The sequence below is a fragment of the Achromobacter semiaridum genome, assembly GCF_053543755.1.
Genome location: NZ_JBLVOL010000134.1, coordinates 23,626 through 39,036, shown reverse-complemented (window position 1 = coordinate 39,036; position 15,411 = coordinate 23,626). Strand labels below are relative to the sequence as shown.

The following is a 15,411-nucleotide window of genomic DNA, read 5'->3' as shown; positions in this document are numbered from 1 at the left end:
CCAAACAACTGGAGTATTACGTGCTTACCAAAATCAAGAATGCCCTGCTCGATGCCGCAGGATGGATCATGGCAATCGTCTGGGTCATCGTGCGCACCGTCGCGTCCGGGGTCTTCCGACACTTGCCGTTCTTCGGGCTGGTCGCGGCGTGCTACGCGCTGTCGTATCTGGGCGTGATCGAAGAACCGGTCGGCGTGTTGGCCTGGTTCGTCATTGGCCTCCTGATCTTGAACTACATGGAGACGAACGAACTGCGCCGCGATATGCGCAAGCGGGCAAAGGGTGGCGTTGTGGTCAATCAGACCATTTCGATTCCGCACGCCGGCCTGCGAGAGTTTTTGGCTGAAGCAGTGCGTCGGTCCGTCGATGAAAGGATCAATCGGGGTGACCGCACCAATCCGGCCGGTTCCGCTGTCGCAACGAAGGAGTAAGTCATGAGCAAGATGGAAGCACTGGCGTCGGCATTGATGGGCGCAATCGGCGCGAACTCGGAAGCGACGGGTGTCGAGCGCTGGATCGACACCGGCGTCCCCCAGTGGAATCAAATGCTGGGCGGCGAGAAGGATACCGGGGTGCCCCAGGGGCGCCTGCTGGAAATGTTCGGTCCCAGCTCCTCCGGTAAGACTGCGATCGCCACGCACCTCATGAAGCAAACGCAGCTTGCGGGCGGCATCGCCGGTTTCATGGACCACGAGCGCTCGTTTGATATCGACATGGCGTCGGGGCCGCGCATGGGGCTGGATCCGAACTTCCCGCGGTTCATCTACAAGCGGCCGCGCACCTGGGAGGAGTCCAACACCCAGATCGCCCAAGCCGCCTCGAAGATCCGCGAGTCGGGCGCCATTGCTCCCGAAGCACCGATCCTGTTCGTGTTCGACTCGATCGCCTCTGCGATCCCGGCGTCGTCTGCAGGAAAGAACATGGATGAGCTCAACATGAACGACACGACGGCGCTTGCCCGCGTGACGTCCACGACGCTCAAGACGATGGCACTGCATGCCGGCGACCTGAACTTCACGGTGCTGTATCTGAACCAGATCCGCACCAAGCCGGGCGTCGTCTATGGTGACCCGACGACAACCCCGGGCGGTGGCGCCATGGAGTTCTACGCGACCTTCCGCATTGCGCTGGGCCGCACGAAGATCATGGAAGAGCGCACGGTTGGCGGCAAGAAGGAAAAGGTTTTCGCCGGGCAGTCGATCAAGATGCGCACGACCAAGAACAAGCTGACCCGGCCGTTCCAAGAGCTCAGCATCAACATGATGTTCGAGGACGACGGCAATGCCTACTTCGACCTGACTGGCTGCCTGCTCGATATCGCGTGCGACCTGGGCAAGCTGGAAAAGTCGGGCGCCTTCATTCAGTGGCTCGACGGCAAGAAATACCACCGCCGGCCGCTGATCGCCCACATCGACTCGGACCCCGCAATGCAGGCGGAGCTCAAGTCGCTGTGCCTGTAACGTAAGCTAGGGCGCTACCTACACTCGTATCTTTGGAGGTAGCGCCCATGACATACATCCTTGATTTCTCGCCGCCTGCGCGCGGCATCGAAGGCACTTTTAACACCGTCAGGCTGGGTGGGGCGTGGGCAAAGCGCCTCACTCCCGGCGACCGCGTGTTGCTGGTGGAGAGACCCAAATCCATTCTCATCGGCGCCGCGACCATCGAGCGCGTCGAGGTCGGAAGTCTGCGCGCAATCGCCACCGAGCATGCGCACCGCAACCACAACCAGATCGTCGAGGACGACGCAGTGGGTGCGCCGGACAGACTGGTGACCGCAATGATTAAGCGGTATGGGCCTCACAAGTGCAACGAGAATTCGAGGGTGACGATGATTCTTATGCGTAGGGAACCCCCGCAATGTCTAACCCCATTCCTATCGCCCTAACGTCCGTTCTGCCGTTCAAGAAGCATGCCGGCAAGAAGGTGGAGGACGTTCTGAGAGCGGATCCGGGCTACCTCTTCTGGCTGCTGGCAGGTGACAAGGTCATCATGAGGGAGGATCTGGAAGCTCAGGTCCGCGCCTGGGGCGAGAGCCCCCACAACCGCCGCGAAGCCGCCAACATTCTGTCGAAGTTCAAAAAGACTTCGCTGGACGACGATGCGCCGTCCAAAACGCTGCGCGCTACAGTCAACGCTGACTATAATAGTCGGATTGCCGCCGAACCTGACACGTCCGCGGCCGCAGACTGGGGATGCTGGTGAGCACGGATTACGCAGGGTATCGACTCGCTGATGAGTGGCGCGAGCATCGGACCAAGAAATACAAGTTCAAGACGCTGAAGAAGGGGCGCAGCGTGTTCGGTGAATTCCACATCTACGCCGACAGCGGCCAATCGGTCTATTACGCCGCGCGCGTTCACGGGGAGCAGGTCTACACGCGGCAAAACGCGTGGGCATTCGACCGTGCGCTGGACTTCTTCCTGTCGATCGTCAAGCCAACGTTCATCGGCGTGGCGGTTTCCAAAGACCCCAAGACGCGGAGCATCGCGCCGAGGAAGGTCGCCTGCTACTACACGATGCGCACCGAGGATTACAAGCGACTGCGCCGCGAAGAGGTCTGGGACTACACCGGCCACGTGGGCGCCAAGGGCAAGCGCGGGAGCCGCCAATACCTGATCGACATCATGTTCATGCACGAACTGTCATTGCTGACAGAAAGCGAACTCATCGACTTCAAGCTCCGCCTGCCGGGCAAATAACGGGAAAAGAGATGGTTTTGAGCACTGCGCTCCTTTGTATGGCGATGAACATCTACCACGAGGCCCGCGGGGAACCGATCGCCGGCCAGGTGGCCGTCGCCAATGTGACGATGAACCGCGCGAGCCACGACCCCGAGCGCGTCTGCGCAGCGGTCCTGAAGCGCAAGCAGTTCTCCTGGACAACGCGGCTCGTGGACCCGAAGGGCGTGGTTGCCGAGCGAGGCTTGCCCAAGGAGCCCCAAGCGTGGGCAGTGTCCCTCGGGATTGCGAGCCTAGCCCTGGTGGGCATGCTGCCGGATATCACCAGGGGATCGACGCACTACCACGAGCAAAGCATTAAGCCCTACTGGGCCAAAACGATGCCGCAAACCGTGAGCTATGGAGCTCATTTGTTTTACGGATCAACAACAATCATCGCTGACTATATGAGAATTTCAGGACTATGAGCAGAACTCCCTACGGACTGATGGCCGACCTCCATCTGCACAACTGGAACCAGTTCGCCGACACGATGCCCGACGGCATGAACAGCCGCCTTCACGGGCTGCTGTCCGAAATTCGGCGCTGCGCGAGCGAAGTCAAGGCCGCCGGCGGGAACACGATCTACGTGGCCGGCGACGTCTTTCACGTCCGCGGTTCGGTCGCGCCCAGCGTGCTCAACCCCGCCTGCGACGTGATCCGCGAAATCACCGCCGACGGCATCACCGTCGTCATCATCCCGGGCAATCACGATCTGGAAGGCAAGCAGTCGACCCGCCTGGGCAGTGCCGTGACCGCCCTGGAAGGCGCCGGCGCAATCATTCACAACGGCCCGCAAATCGTGCGAGGCGCGGACGGCCATGTGGTTGTCGTGGTGCCGTGGGTCGAAACCCAGGAAGAGCTCAAGAAGCTCCTTGAGGACATCACGGCCAAAGTCCCCACCGAAGCGCTCGGCCAGGCTGAGCTCCTGCTGCACGCTCCGATCAACGGCGTGATCGCGGGGTTGCCCAATACCGGGCTGGATCCGACCTGGTTGGCGGGGCTGGGATTCCGCCGGGTGTTCTCGGGCCATTACCACAACCACAAGGACTTCGAGAACGGCGTTTTCTCGATTGGCGCGCTTGCTCATCACAGCTTCAGCGATATCGGCAGCAAGGCCGGCTTCCTGATTGTCGGTGACGACGTGCGCTGGATGGCCTCGCACCTGCCGCAGTTTCAAGACCTGGACAAGCTCGCGATGATCGACGAGGAGTCGATCCCGCTGATGGTGGCGGGCAACTACGTGCGGGTGAAGACCGACAAGTCCAAGGTCGCGGAAATCGAAGGGGCCAAGGCTGAACTGCTGGGCTTTGGCGCCAAGGCCGTCATCGTGCAGTCGGTGCCCAAGGCGGCGGCGACTCGGGCGTCCAGTGTGACCGCCTCAGTATCTGCGGGAGCATCAATCACGACGAGCGTCACCGAGTGGATCAACACCCAACCCTTCAACACGCCGGCCGTGCATCTGGGCGCGCAGCAGGTTCTCGCCGAGGCAGGCATCTGACATGAAAATCACTCAGCTTCAAATCCACAACTTCAACGCCATCGGGTCTGCCACGCTCCGGCTGGACGGCCAGGGCCTGGTGCTGATCGAAGGCGTGAACCTGTTCGACAGCAGCGCCAAGTCGAACGGCGCCGGCAAGTCCTCCATCGTGGACGCCCTGTGCTGGGCGATCTACGGGGAGACGGCCCGCGAGGAATCGGGCGATGCAGTGGTCAACGACCGCGCGAAGAAGGACTGCAGGGTCGCGGTGGTGGTTGAGGATGGTGCGACACAATACCGCATCGCACGACACCGCAAGCACAGCGTCCACAAGAACCAGACGGTGGTCGAAGTCAGCACCGACGGCGGCTCGACGTGGTCGGACGTGTCCAAGGCGACCGAGAAGGACACCCAGGACTACCTGATCGCGGTCATGGGCAGCACGTTGCCTGTCTTCATGGCGTCGATCTACGCAGGGCAGGAGGCGATGCCCGACCTGCCGAAGATGACCGACAAGCAGCTCAAGCTCATAGTCGAGGAGGCCGCGGGCGTCGCCCGCCTGGAGGGCGCCTATCGCATCGCTTCGTCCAAGGTCAACGATCTGAAGGTCAAGCTGCCGGCGGTCAAGGCGCGCGCTGAGACGCTGGAGGCCAACATCGCCCGGCAGAAGGTGGACGTCGCGGCGGCCAAGGACCGGGTGACGATCTTCGAGGACGGCCGGGCAGGGCGCCGCGCGGCATTCGTGGACGAATCCGACACCGTGCGCAAAGCGCTCATCAAGGTGGTGACCACGCTCAAGGAAGCAGGGGAAAGTGTAAAGGCGGCCCGCAGCGCCGAGATCGCCGCGACGCTCGCCGACCACGGGAAGATGCTCGCGGTGCTGCGCGGCCACGCAGAAGCGGTCAGCGTCGCCAAAAATGCCGAAGCTCGCCACCGCTCAAATGTCGCGATCCTCGCCGAGCAAGCCCGCAGGATCAAGGGAGAACTGGATAACGCGGCGGAGGAAATGAAAAAGCCGTGCTCGGAGTGCGGCAAGCCCCACACCGAGGACGAGCTCGACGAATTCAAGCGCCACCTGACCACTCGCCTGCGGGACGCCGTCCAGAAGGCGAAGGACGCGCAAGCTGACGCCCCTGCGCTGGCGGCGAAGACGGCGGCTGCCCAGAAGACCCACGACGAATACGCCGCGACGGTGCCCGACGTGTCGGTGCTCGCCGCCGAGCAGGCCGACCTGGGCCGAGCCCTGAGCGAGATTGCTGCGCTCAAGAGCAAGATCGGCCTGATGCAGGCGGGGATGAAGCGGGCGACCGACGCTGCGGATGCTGCGATGACCGAGCCCAACCCCCACAGCGCCGCCGTCGCGAGTGCCGAGAAGCGCCTGACTGACCTCGAAACGGAACGCGCGACCGTCGCCGAGGAGGTTCGCATGGTGACAGAGTCGCTGGAAGTGGCCGAAAACGTCGCCAAGGTGTTCTCGCCGGCCGGCGTGCGCGCCCACATCCTGGACACCGTCACGCCGTTCCTGAACGACCGCACCGCCGACTACCTGTCGGCCCTGTCGGACGGGAACATCACCGCGGTCTGGACGACCCTGGGGAAGACGACCAAGGGCGAGGTCCGCGAAAAGTTCAACATCGACGTGCAAAACGACAAGGGCGCCAAGTCGTTCAAGGGTCTGTCCGGCGGGGAAAAGCGCAAGGTTCGCCTCGCGACCATGCTCGCCCTGCAGGATCTGGTCGCATCCCGCGCATCCAAGCCCATCGACCTCTACATCGGCGACGAAATCGATGACGCCCTGGACACCGCCGGCCTGGAGCGCCTGATGGTCATCCTTGAGCGCAAGGCCCGCGAGCGGGGAACCGTGCTTGTGGTCTCGCATGCGGACCTGCGCGACTGGATCGACAACGTTTGCACGGTCACCAAGCAGACGACGGGCATTTCCGACATCACCGGCGCGCTGGTGGCCTGATGGGGCCGGGACATTCGCCGAACCGCGCCCGCGCCCAGGTGCTTTCCATCCTGCTGGCGCGGGCCGAGGAAGCCGGTAGCGGTTTCGTATGCGCGCTGAACCAGCCTGCACTGTTCTTCAATGATATGCGGGGAGCGAGCGGGGCGAGGGTAGCGTTCCTGGGCGGTGAGGTGTTTGAGCCGCATGACGTGCGCGCTAACTCGACGGATCAGTTGCTCCTCGTAATGCGCACCTACAAGAGCGAGGATCCGGACGACTTTGTCGATGTCTCCGAGGACATGGGGCGAATGTTCGACTGCTTTGACGGCCTGCGCGAATACATCGAGGCGGTGGAAAGCAGCGCGGATGACGAAGACATGGCGACGGCGCGCGAATGCGCACGCCGTCTTGAAGACGAGGCGGACCGGGCAGAGCTGGCCCGCCGAAACAAGGAAGACCCTGACTATGGGAGCTGGTAAGAAATGAGCAAGATCAAGGTGGTGGGGTTTGACCCATCCACGACGAACTGGGGCATGGCGTTCGGGGAGGTCGACTTGGACACCCTCGACCTGCAGATCGTGAATCTCAAGCTGGTCAAGACAGCGCCTGAGACGTCCAAGGGTGTGCGCAAGGACAGCGATGACCTTCGCCGGGCGCACGAGCTCTATGGCGAGATGATCCTCGCGGTCACGAGCGCCGCGCTCGTCGCATCGGAAATCCCCTTCTGCAACCCGGGCGGGTATGCGTCGGCGAACTACAACTCCGGCCTGGTCGTGGGTGTCTTGGCGTCGTCGCCCAAGCCGGTAATTCAGGTGTTCCCGCAGGAAGTGAAAGCGGTCATCACCGGTTCGCGGCACGCAGCAAAGGAAGAAATCATCCAGTGGGCGACCGAAAAGTGGCCGGCCGCCCCTTGGCTCACCCGCACGCTTCGAGGCAAGCAGGTGCTCACCAAGGACAACGAGCACCTGGCCGACGCGTGCGCCTCGCTCTATGCGGCGCTGCGCAGCGACCAGTTCAAGCAAATCCGATCGATGTATCAATCGATGCAAACAATGGCGGCATAAATGTCATTCACTACCAGCGCAAAACCACTGCGGCCGCGGCCGCCGGCGCCGACTATTGCTACCGCGCCTCCGGGGCCCGCAATCGCGACTCCGGCCCTATCGGGGACCGTCGCGAAGATGGACTTGTCGGCGAGCCGGACCGGGCCCATGCGGATGGAGATCCTGGTGAATCCGCCATCTACGGAGGAGGAAGCCGAGCTGCTGGAAGGCATGCTCGGAAAGGCAATCCATATATCGCCCGACTACTCGCGCCCCGCATTGGTAATGGGCGGGTCGCCAGCCACTGAAGAAGGCGCGCCCGCCGGCGTGGAGACCTCGGACTCCGATACCGGAAGCTGGTAGACCGCCGAAACCTTATCTTGTTGTGATAGTCAGCGATGACTAACATACAAGGTTCACCCCTGAAGCAATCAAGGACACCGTAATGCAAGTCATAAAGCGAGATGGTCGCGCAGCCGCGTTTGACCTCTCGAAGATTCAACGCCTCTCCAACTTTGCGTGCGAAGGGCTCAATGCCTCGCCGCGCGCGCTGGAGGAGCTGATCGCCGAAAAGTTCTTCGACGGCATGCGCACCAAGGACATTTTCGAGAGCCAGGTGATCAGCGCCGCCTCGCTCATTTCCCGCGAGAAGCCGGACTACACCTATGCCGCCGCGCGCCTGGTGCTGGTTGGCGTCTACAAGGAAGTGACCGGCGGCGAGGTGATTTACCCGCACGTGCGCAGCTACCTCGAACGGGCGCTCGGGGAGGGCCTGCTGCACCCGCTGATGGCGCACTATCTCAAGCCCGAGCTGATTGACCGGCTGAACGCGCTGATCGATCCGCAGCGCGACTACCGCTACAACTACCTGGGCATGCAGACGCTGGCTGACCGCTACCTGCTGCGCGAGGCCATCAAACCGGGGCAGGCGCCGGCGATCATCGAAATGCCGCAGCACTTCCTGTTGCGCGTGGCGATGGGCCTGGCCTTGGCAGCGGTGGTTCAGCGCGTGCCCGATGATCGCCTGATCGAGATCGTCGCCGAATACTACGACGTCTTCAGCCTGCACAACGGCATGAGCTCCACGCCCACGCTGTTCAACTCGGGCTTGAAGCGGCCGCAGATGTCGTCCTGCTACCTGAACACGGTCGCCGACACGCTGCTCAATGACCCCGACACCAACGAGTTCGCCTCGATCATGGGGACCATCACCGAATGCGCCTCCCTCTCGAAGTGGGCGGGCGGCATCGGGACCGACTGGACCCGCGTGCGTGGCGAGAACGACATCATCAAGGGCACCAACGGCATCTCGGGCGGCATCGTTCCTTACCTGAAGGTCTACAACGACGTCGCGGTCGCCGTGAACCAGGGCGGCAAGCGCAAGGGCTCCTTCGCGCCGTATCTGGAATCCTGGCACCCCGACTTCATGAAGTTCGCCGAACTGAAGAAGAATACGGGCGACGAGCGGCTGCGCGCCCACGACATTTTCCCGGTGTCCTGGCTGTCCGACGAATTCATGCGCCGCGTCGAGAAGAACGACGCCTCGGTGATGTGGTCCTTCTTCAGCCCGCACCAATACCCGGAACTGCATGAGCTCTACGGCGACGCCTTCACCGCGCGCTACACCGAGCTGGAAGCGGCCGGCAAGTTCATGCACCAGGCCCCGGTCCTGGAGGTGTGGCGCAAGATCATCTCGATGCTGTGGGAAACGGGCCACCCCTGGGTGACGTTCAAGGACACCGCGAACCTGCGCAACCCGCAGTCGCACGTGGGGGTCATCCACAACTCGAACCTCTGCACCGAGATCACGCTGAACACGTCGGATGACGAAACCGCGGTCTGCAACCTCGCCTCGACCAACCTGGCGAACCACGTCACCGCCGGCCAGGTCGATTACGAGATGCTGCGCCGCACCGTCCGCACCCAGGTTCGGATGCTCGACAGCGTCATCGACCTGAACTTCTACCCCTCGGAGCGCGCCCGCACGTCGAACCTGAAGCACCGCCCGATTGGTCTGGGCGTCATGGGCTTGGCGGACCTGCACGCCCAGTTGGGCATCGAAATGGACTCGCCGGCCACGCTCGACCTGCAGGATGAGCTCTTCGAGGCTTGGTCCTATTTCGCCATCGAAGCGTCGAGCGACCTGGCAGCGGAACTGGGCTCCTATCCGACGTTCAAGGGATCCAAGTGGGACCAGGGCATCCTGCCGATCGATACCGCCGTCGACAAGACCACGAGCGGCAAGTTCGATTGGGACGCGCTGCGCGCCAAGATTCGCAAGCAGGGCATGCGCAACTCGAATGTGATGGCGATCGCACCGACCGCCACCATCAGCAACATCGTGGGCGTCACGCCCTCGATCGAGGCGCCCTACGAGCTGGAATACACGAAGTCGAACCTGTCGGGCACCTTCACGGTCCTGGCGCCGGCGCTGCGCTACGTCGATACGGTCAAGACCGCCTTCGAGATCGATGCCGATTGGACGATTCTGGCTGCGGCGGTGCGCCAGAAGTGGATCGACCAGGCCCAGAGCGTCAACATCTTCGTGCCCGCTGACACCAAGGGCAAGAAGCTGAGCGACCTGTATTTGCTCGCCTGGCGCAAGGGGCTCAAGACGACCTACTACCTGCGCAAGCTCACGGTCACCACCGAGCAGATGGTTTCCAAGCTGAAGGAGCCCGCGCCGGCAGCCGCCGCCGAAGAAAAGGTCGCATTCTGCGATATCAGCAACCCTGACTGCGAGTCGTGCCAATGAAGCAAAAAGACATTCGTCCCTCGGCCTAACCCGCCCCTGACCCTTTGACCATGCGCGGGGCTTCGGCCCCGCGATCACCGATACACCGAAATGGAAAATCAACACCGCAAGATCGCCGGCTATGGCGAACTGAGCCAAGCCGACATCGACCTCATCAACGAGATCAAGCAGGCCGAGGCACGCGTGCTCGCCCTGCACGCCAAGGTAACGAAGCGCATTGTCGACCAGCTCGGCGCCTCGACCGGCGACGAACTCAAGCGCATCCACGCCGCGGAAGCGCCGCGCTGGGGCGCTATCGCCAAGACCGACCTGCAGACGGGCTTTATGGCGCTCATGCGCGCCGTGGCGCAGCCGCAGCCTGTGGAGGTGCAGCCGTGAGCAACTATGCCGAAATCATCAACGCGCGCCGGCTCATCGAAGGCCCGCGCAACGACCTGATGGCGGTCAGCCCCATGAAGCACAAATGGGCGCTGGAATACTGGGACCTCATGCTGGCGAACAACTGGACGCTGCACGAGGTGAGCCTGCTGGCGGACGGGCCGTGTTACCGCAATGACCTGACCGAGGGCGAGCGTTTCGCCTACGACTCGGCGCTGTCCTTCCTCTCGAACCTGGACGGCATCCAGCTCGGGAACCTGATGAACAACATCGCCCAGCACATCACCAGCCCGGAAGTCCTGATGTGCATCACCCGGCAGACCTACGAAGAGGCGAACCACGTCATGTGCTACTCGGCACTCGTGGAGACGGTGTCCGCCGACCCGATGGCCGTCTACATGCGCTTCGAGCGCGACGGCATGCTCGCCAAGAAAAACGACAGCATCCTGCGCCAGTCCCGGATTCTGAAGGAGACCTACTCGGCGCGCGCTTTCGCCCTGGCGGTGGTGGGCAACGTCGCCCTGGAAGGCATCTACTTCTACTCGGGCTTCCTGAACTTCTACACGCTCGCCCGCCGGGGCAAGATGGTCGGCTCCGCCGAGATGATCAAGTTCATCCAGCGCGACGAGGTGACGCACCTGCACCTGTTCGCGCAGATGTTCGCCACGCTGCGGGTCGAGCGCCCGGAGCTCTTTGACGCCGGTTTCTGGGCGGATGCGCGCGAGTTGCTGCGCCTGGCCGCCGAGATGGAAATCGAGTGGGGCAAATACATCATCAAGGGCGGGGTGCTGGGCCTGACCGAGAAGATCGTCGAGGACTACATCAAGGCTCTCACGAACGACCGCGCCGCGCTGCTGGGGATGGATCCGATCTTCCCCGGGGTGAAAGACCCGTGCGAATGGGTGAAAAAGTTCTCGTCCATCAATGGGGATGAGCGCAATTTCTTCGAAACGAAAGTGTTGGCCTATCAATCGGCCAACTCTCTGGCCTGGGAATAGCTGGACCAAGCTGTATAATCAGCCGTAACTATACTAAAAAGAAGCTCCCCGGCCCGGCAAAACCGGGGACAGCTTCGCAAGTATGGCAGCACCTTCCGCCGGCCGGGCCGGCTGGTCATAAATGGAGAGCCGTATGGCACAAGCAGTTCGAAATACCGACATCACCTCGTATCTCGCCAGTGTGAACGCAATTAGCAAGGCGGCCGCAGAGCGGATTGTGACTGATCTCTTTGAATTTATTGGTGATTCTCTGAAGAACGGCGAGGAAGTCCACATCAAGAACTTCGGCAAATTCCACGTCAAGACCATCAAGGCTCGGAAGGGGCGGAACCCCAAGACCGGACAACTGGACCTGTTCCCTGAGACCTACCGGGTGAACTTCAAGCCCACGGACAAGCTCCGTGACACCATCAAAAACAAATAATTCTGACTAACAAATTATGCGGATTTACGCAAAAGTTATCGCTGCAAGTATTTCACCGTGGGGCATTCCGCTCTACACGTTGGAGCTTTGCTACCAGCGATTCGTTCACGCGGAATTCATGACCCATCGGGTGTTCAGCCGAAACGCCTCGTCGTCTCGGGCCATCCCGGTCTCCAAGATGATCGAACAGGTGCGCAGCCACCCCGCAATGCCGGTTCACTGGGGAAAGAACCAGTCCGGCATGCAGGCGCAAAGCCAGGTCGACGACTACACGGCGACCACGGCAGCAGCCAACTGGGTGCGCGCAGCGGTGGATGCAGCCAACCGGGCCGAAGTTCTGATGGACCTGGGCATCCACAAGCAGGTCGCCAACCGCCTGCTCGAGCCGTTCCAGTGGATCAAGGTGATCGTCACCGCGACGGAATGGGACAACTTTTTCGAGCTGCGCGACCACGATGACGCCCAGCCGGAGAAACGCGAGCTGGCGACGCAGATCCGGGCGGCCATCGCCGGCGCCAAGCCGCGTCTGCTCATGCCGGGTGAGTGGCATCTGCCCTACATCTACGACAGCGAGCTGGACGAGTTTCCCCTGATCGACCTGCGCAAGGCATCGGGCGCCCGCTGTGCCCGCGTGTCGTATCTCACCCATGACGGCGCCGCGACCAGCATCGAGAAGGACGTCGGTCTCTATGAGCGCCTGGTGGGCGCGCGCCCAATACACGCTTCCCCCATTGAGCACCAGGCTACGCCCGACATGCGTCGGACGTTCCTGAAGTCCATCCGGGGCGAATACGCCAACCCTCAACTGCACGGCAACTTCAAGGGCTGGATCCAGCACCGCAAGTTGGTTGAGCAACAACTTTGGATGTAACACCGAAATGAGCAATCCCTTCATCGACAACCTGGAATTCATGCGTGCCTGCGGCAAGGTCGTGCCCGAGCGCCCCACGTTCGACGTCCCGACCGAGGCCATGCAGTGGGGCCTGGTGGAAGAGGAATACAAGGAGACGGTCCTGGCGCGCGAGCGCGGCGACATCGTCGAAACCGCCGACGGCATCATCGACACCATCAAGGTGCTGCTCGAATACGGCGAGTCGATCGGTATCGACACCGAAGCCGTCTGGAACGAAATCCACCGTTCGAACATGGCGAAGGTCGACCCCGAGACGGGCGCCGTGGTGCGCCGCGACGACGGCAAGATCCTCAAGCCCGAGGGCTGGAAGAAGCCCGACGTGCGCAAAGTCCTGTTCGGGGATGCTGAATGAGCTTCGGGCTGTGCGGAACCCACGGCACAGGCAAGACCACGCTCGCGCGGCTGTATAGCGAGCGCACCGGGCTGCCTTTCGTCGAAAGCCGGGTCTCCCAGGTGTTCAAGGACATGGGGCTGGACTCGGGCGCCGGGCATCACCCGCTTTCGGTGCGCGTCTCCGCGCAGGAGCGTCTGCTTGCCCACCACAATGCGCTCTACCAGGCGGCGCCCGGCGGGGCGTTCATCACCGACCGCACGCCGCTCGACTTCATGGCCTACATGCTGTCGGACGTGCGCGCGGAGGAACTGACGCCCGAGCTGGACGAGCGGATCAAGCGCTACCTGGATTCGTGCTACGTCAGCCTGAACCGCCACTTCTCCTGCGTGGTGCTTCTGCAGGCGGTGCCCGAGGTAGTGCCCGAAGCCAGGGAAGGGCGGGGCGCACTGAGCCATACGTTCCGCGCGCAGATCGAGCAGCTTTGCCGCGGCCTGTCGATGGATACGCGCGTGCTGTGCAAGAGCTATTCGATTCCCATCGAGCGCGTGGCACTCGAGAGCCGAGTCGAGGCGCTGATGGCAGTCGCGCAGATCGTGCGCAGACAGCACCAAGAGCTCGCCGCAGCGGGCGACTACCGCACCCGAGGGCTGCCGCTTCAGTGACCCGCCTGTGCTGCGATATGACACTACACCGTATCGCAGCACACCACCCAAAACGACACCATGACCCACACCCCAACCCTGCAAGAGGAGCTTGAGCGCAAGGCGTTCGAACTCATCGAGAAGTTGGCCTTCGACCGCGAAAACGGACGCATCACCGAGGCCGAGTATCGGGGCGCGCTCGACGCGGCCTGGCACTCGTGGGCGGGCCTGGTAGCGACCGAGACGATGGAGATCCTGTCGACGATGCGGTCCGAATTCGCTTCGCAGGTTGTCGACCAGGCCGTCTTCTTTCACGTCGGCTCGAAGGTGCTGTTTCGCGTGACCAACACCATGCAAGGCAGCTTGCAGGTGATCCAGATCGCACCGGGCCAGTCTCCGGCCGTGAACTCGATCGACTGCACCGCCGCACCCAACATGCACGCCGAAGCCCTGCGGAAATACCGCGCGCTCGGCGCCCAACTCATCGCAAAAGGATTCAAGAGAATCGTATGACCGACATTTCGAAGCTGCGCCAAATCAGCATGGCGCTTCGCCCCAAGACCGACGTGGCTGCCGTTGAACGGCTGTGGACCATCCTCACCGAGATGGCGCCCGAGGAGCAGCACCGGTTCTGGATCCGTGACCCCAAGGCCGGCCAGGTCTGCCTCTTCGAGCATGAATCGGCCCCGGGCGTCGTCCTCGAATACGTGGCCGGCAGCAAGCAGGACAGCGTCAGCACGCTCTACGAAGCGGCCACCGTCGTGGGCAACAAGCAGGCGCTGATCGACGTCCGCACGTTCCTGATCACCGAGATCGCCGTCATCTTCGGCGGGCTGCCCAGCGCGATGGGCTTCCACGACGCAGGCCGCGGCCGCGACGTCTTCCTGCGGGAGATGGGGACCGCCCAGCTTCTGGACGAACTCGCCCGCCTCAAGAGCTTGTCGCTCAAGGCCATTGCCTAACCCCTAAACCCTGACCCCGCCCGTGGACCCCGGGCGGCATTCACATTGAGAGAGACACATGGAAAAGCCCATCCGCATCACGCGTGAGAATCGCCTGGAAATCGTCAACAACATCCTGAGCGCGCTCTTTAACCCCAAGATCGCCGCGCTGCGTGCTGACATGACGGCGCGGGCCACCGCAATCGGGGAGCGCGTTTACGCCCGGTTCTTGGAGCTCTACGCGAACAAGGATGATCGGCACTACCTGGACTACAGCACCGGCCACAAGTTCAGCTTTCGTGCCAGGGAGAACGGGGAGCTGAAGTCGGAAGAGCACCTGACCTTCCCGAAGCTGTATTTGACTGAGCCCCACTCTTATCGCGCGCAACTCGCCAAGATGGGCGTGGGCGAAGAGCGGTATTCGAACAGGGAGCAGACCAATGGCGAACACGTCGTTGTGTTGGCTCCCAAGCGAGTCGATATCCCGGTTCTGAACGAGAACGAACGCCGCGCGGTTCGCGCGCTTCAGCGCCGGGCCAAGGCGCTGCAGGACCAGTTCAACGTGGCCCGAGAGCAAATCTTCTCGGCGGTCAATGCCCACAAGACGGTCAAGTCCTTCTACGACGAGTTCCCGGAATTCGAGAAGATGGCCGACGTGCCTGCATTCGCCACGCCGCTGCCGGCGGGCTCGATGGCCTTGGTGCTCAGCCGCGAAACGGTGCTGGGAACCCTGAAACAGGCGGGCCTGCTGCCGCTGCCGGTGCCGGTGGCCGAAGCGGTCGTGGCCTAAAGCCCGACAGCATCCCGCTTGGGGCGCCACGTCCCGGGCGGGATGA

21 protein-coding genes are annotated in these 15,411 nt (G+C 62.5%); all 21 read left to right on the top strand.

Features of this window, described 5'->3' with window-relative positions:
• Positions 1-20 precede the first annotated feature (20 nt).
• On the top strand, positions 21-431 hold the full coding sequence (locus tag ACNPP0_RS27320) for a hypothetical protein (RefSeq protein ID WP_448707606.1): 411 nt from the start codon (positions 21-23) through the stop codon (positions 429-431).
• A 3-nt stretch (positions 432-434) separates the two neighbouring features.
• Positions 435-1,460 carry a RecA family protein gene (locus tag ACNPP0_RS27315; RefSeq protein ID WP_448707605.1) on the top strand — a complete coding sequence of 342 codons (1,026 nt, stop codon included), beginning with the start codon at positions 435-437 and terminating at the stop codon, positions 1,458-1,460.
• Positions 1,461-1,507: 47 nt separating this feature from the next.
• Positions 1,508-1,888, top strand: a complete 381-nt coding sequence (locus tag ACNPP0_RS27310) for a hypothetical protein (RefSeq protein ID WP_448707604.1) — start codon at positions 1,508-1,510, stop codon at positions 1,886-1,888.
• Positions 1,861-2,205, top strand: coding sequence for a hypothetical protein (locus ACNPP0_RS27305; protein ID WP_448707603.1), 345 nt, complete (start codon positions 1,861-1,863; stop codon positions 2,203-2,205). Before ACNPP0_RS27310 ends, ACNPP0_RS27305 begins: the two co-directional genes overlap by 28 nt.
• Positions 2,202-2,702 carry a hypothetical protein gene (locus tag ACNPP0_RS27300; RefSeq protein ID WP_448707602.1) on the top strand — a complete coding sequence of 167 codons (501 nt, stop codon included), beginning with the start codon at positions 2,202-2,204 and terminating at the stop codon, positions 2,700-2,702. The genes ACNPP0_RS27305 and ACNPP0_RS27300 overlap by 4 nt, the downstream gene beginning before the upstream one ends.
• A gap of 17 nt (positions 2,703-2,719) precedes the next feature.
• Complete coding sequence (locus tag ACNPP0_RS27295) at positions 2,720-3,148, top strand: cell wall hydrolase (protein ID WP_448707601.1); 429 nt, start codon at positions 2,720-2,722, stop codon at positions 3,146-3,148.
• Positions 3,145-4,221 carry a metallophosphoesterase family protein gene (locus ACNPP0_RS27290; protein WP_448707600.1) on the top strand — a complete coding sequence of 359 codons (1,077 nt, stop codon included), beginning with the start codon at positions 3,145-3,147 and terminating at the stop codon, positions 4,219-4,221. The genes ACNPP0_RS27295 and ACNPP0_RS27290 overlap by 4 nt, the downstream gene beginning before the upstream one ends.
• A gap of 1 nt (position 4,222) precedes the next feature.
• The gene (locus ACNPP0_RS27285) at positions 4,223-6,169 is read left to right on the top strand and encodes an AAA family ATPase (RefSeq protein WP_448707599.1); all 1,947 of its coding nucleotides are present in this window, start codon (positions 4,223-4,225) and stop codon (positions 6,167-6,169) included.
• 38 nt (positions 6,170-6,207) lie between these two features.
• The gene (locus ACNPP0_RS27280; protein ID WP_448707598.1) at positions 6,208-6,627 is read left to right on the top strand and encodes a hypothetical protein; all 420 of its coding nucleotides are present in this window, start codon (positions 6,208-6,210) and stop codon (positions 6,625-6,627) included.
• A gap of 3 nt (positions 6,628-6,630) precedes the next feature.
• Positions 6,631-7,212, top strand: a complete 582-nt coding sequence (locus ACNPP0_RS27275; RefSeq protein ID WP_448707597.1) for a hypothetical protein — start codon at positions 6,631-6,633, stop codon at positions 7,210-7,212.
• Between the two features lie 165 nt (positions 7,213-7,377).
• Complete coding sequence (locus ACNPP0_RS27270) at positions 7,378-7,554, top strand: hypothetical protein (protein ID WP_448707596.1); 177 nt, start codon at positions 7,378-7,380, stop codon at positions 7,552-7,554.
• Positions 7,555-7,636: 82 nt separating this feature from the next.
• On the top strand, positions 7,637-9,946 hold the full coding sequence (locus ACNPP0_RS27265) for a ribonucleoside-diphosphate reductase subunit alpha (protein WP_448707595.1): 2,310 nt from the start codon (positions 7,637-7,639) through the stop codon (positions 9,944-9,946).
• A gap of 90 nt (positions 9,947-10,036) precedes the next feature.
• Complete coding sequence (locus tag ACNPP0_RS27260; protein WP_448707594.1) at positions 10,037-10,324, top strand: Acb2/Tad1 domain-containing protein; 288 nt, start codon at positions 10,037-10,039, stop codon at positions 10,322-10,324.
• The gene (locus tag ACNPP0_RS27255) at positions 10,321-11,322 is read left to right on the top strand and encodes a ribonucleotide-diphosphate reductase subunit beta (protein ID WP_448707593.1); all 1,002 of its coding nucleotides are present in this window, start codon (positions 10,321-10,323) and stop codon (positions 11,320-11,322) included. The genes ACNPP0_RS27260 and ACNPP0_RS27255 overlap by 4 nt, the downstream gene beginning before the upstream one ends.
• A gap of 133 nt (positions 11,323-11,455) precedes the next feature.
• On the top strand, positions 11,456-11,746 hold the full coding sequence (locus tag ACNPP0_RS27250) for an HU family DNA-binding protein (protein ID WP_448707592.1): 291 nt from the start codon (positions 11,456-11,458) through the stop codon (positions 11,744-11,746).
• A gap of 16 nt (positions 11,747-11,762) precedes the next feature.
• On the top strand, positions 11,763-12,617 hold the full coding sequence (locus ACNPP0_RS27245) for an FAD-dependent thymidylate synthase (RefSeq protein WP_448707591.1): 855 nt from the start codon (positions 11,763-11,765) through the stop codon (positions 12,615-12,617).
• 7 nt (positions 12,618-12,624) lie between these two features.
• Positions 12,625-13,011, top strand: coding sequence for a pyrophosphohydrolase domain-containing protein (locus ACNPP0_RS27240; RefSeq protein WP_448707590.1), 387 nt, complete (start codon positions 12,625-12,627; stop codon positions 13,009-13,011).
• Positions 13,008-13,655 (top strand): AAA family ATPase, encoded by a 648-nt coding sequence (locus ACNPP0_RS27235; RefSeq protein ID WP_448707589.1) that lies wholly within the window; start codon positions 13,008-13,010, stop codon positions 13,653-13,655. Before ACNPP0_RS27240 ends, ACNPP0_RS27235 begins: the two co-directional genes overlap by 4 nt.
• A gap of 60 nt (positions 13,656-13,715) precedes the next feature.
• Complete coding sequence (locus ACNPP0_RS27230; protein ID WP_448707588.1) at positions 13,716-14,147, top strand: hypothetical protein; 432 nt, start codon at positions 13,716-13,718, stop codon at positions 14,145-14,147.
• Positions 14,144-14,596: a hypothetical protein gene (locus ACNPP0_RS27225; protein ID WP_448707587.1), complete on the top strand. Its 453-nt coding sequence runs from the start codon at positions 14,144-14,146 to the stop codon at positions 14,594-14,596. The genes ACNPP0_RS27230 and ACNPP0_RS27225 overlap by 4 nt, the downstream gene beginning before the upstream one ends.
• A gap of 58 nt (positions 14,597-14,654) precedes the next feature.
• Positions 14,655-15,365 (top strand): Nmad5 family putative nucleotide modification protein, encoded by a 711-nt coding sequence (locus ACNPP0_RS27220; protein ID WP_448707586.1) that lies wholly within the window; start codon positions 14,655-14,657, stop codon positions 15,363-15,365.
• Positions 15,366-15,411 lie beyond the last annotated feature (46 nt).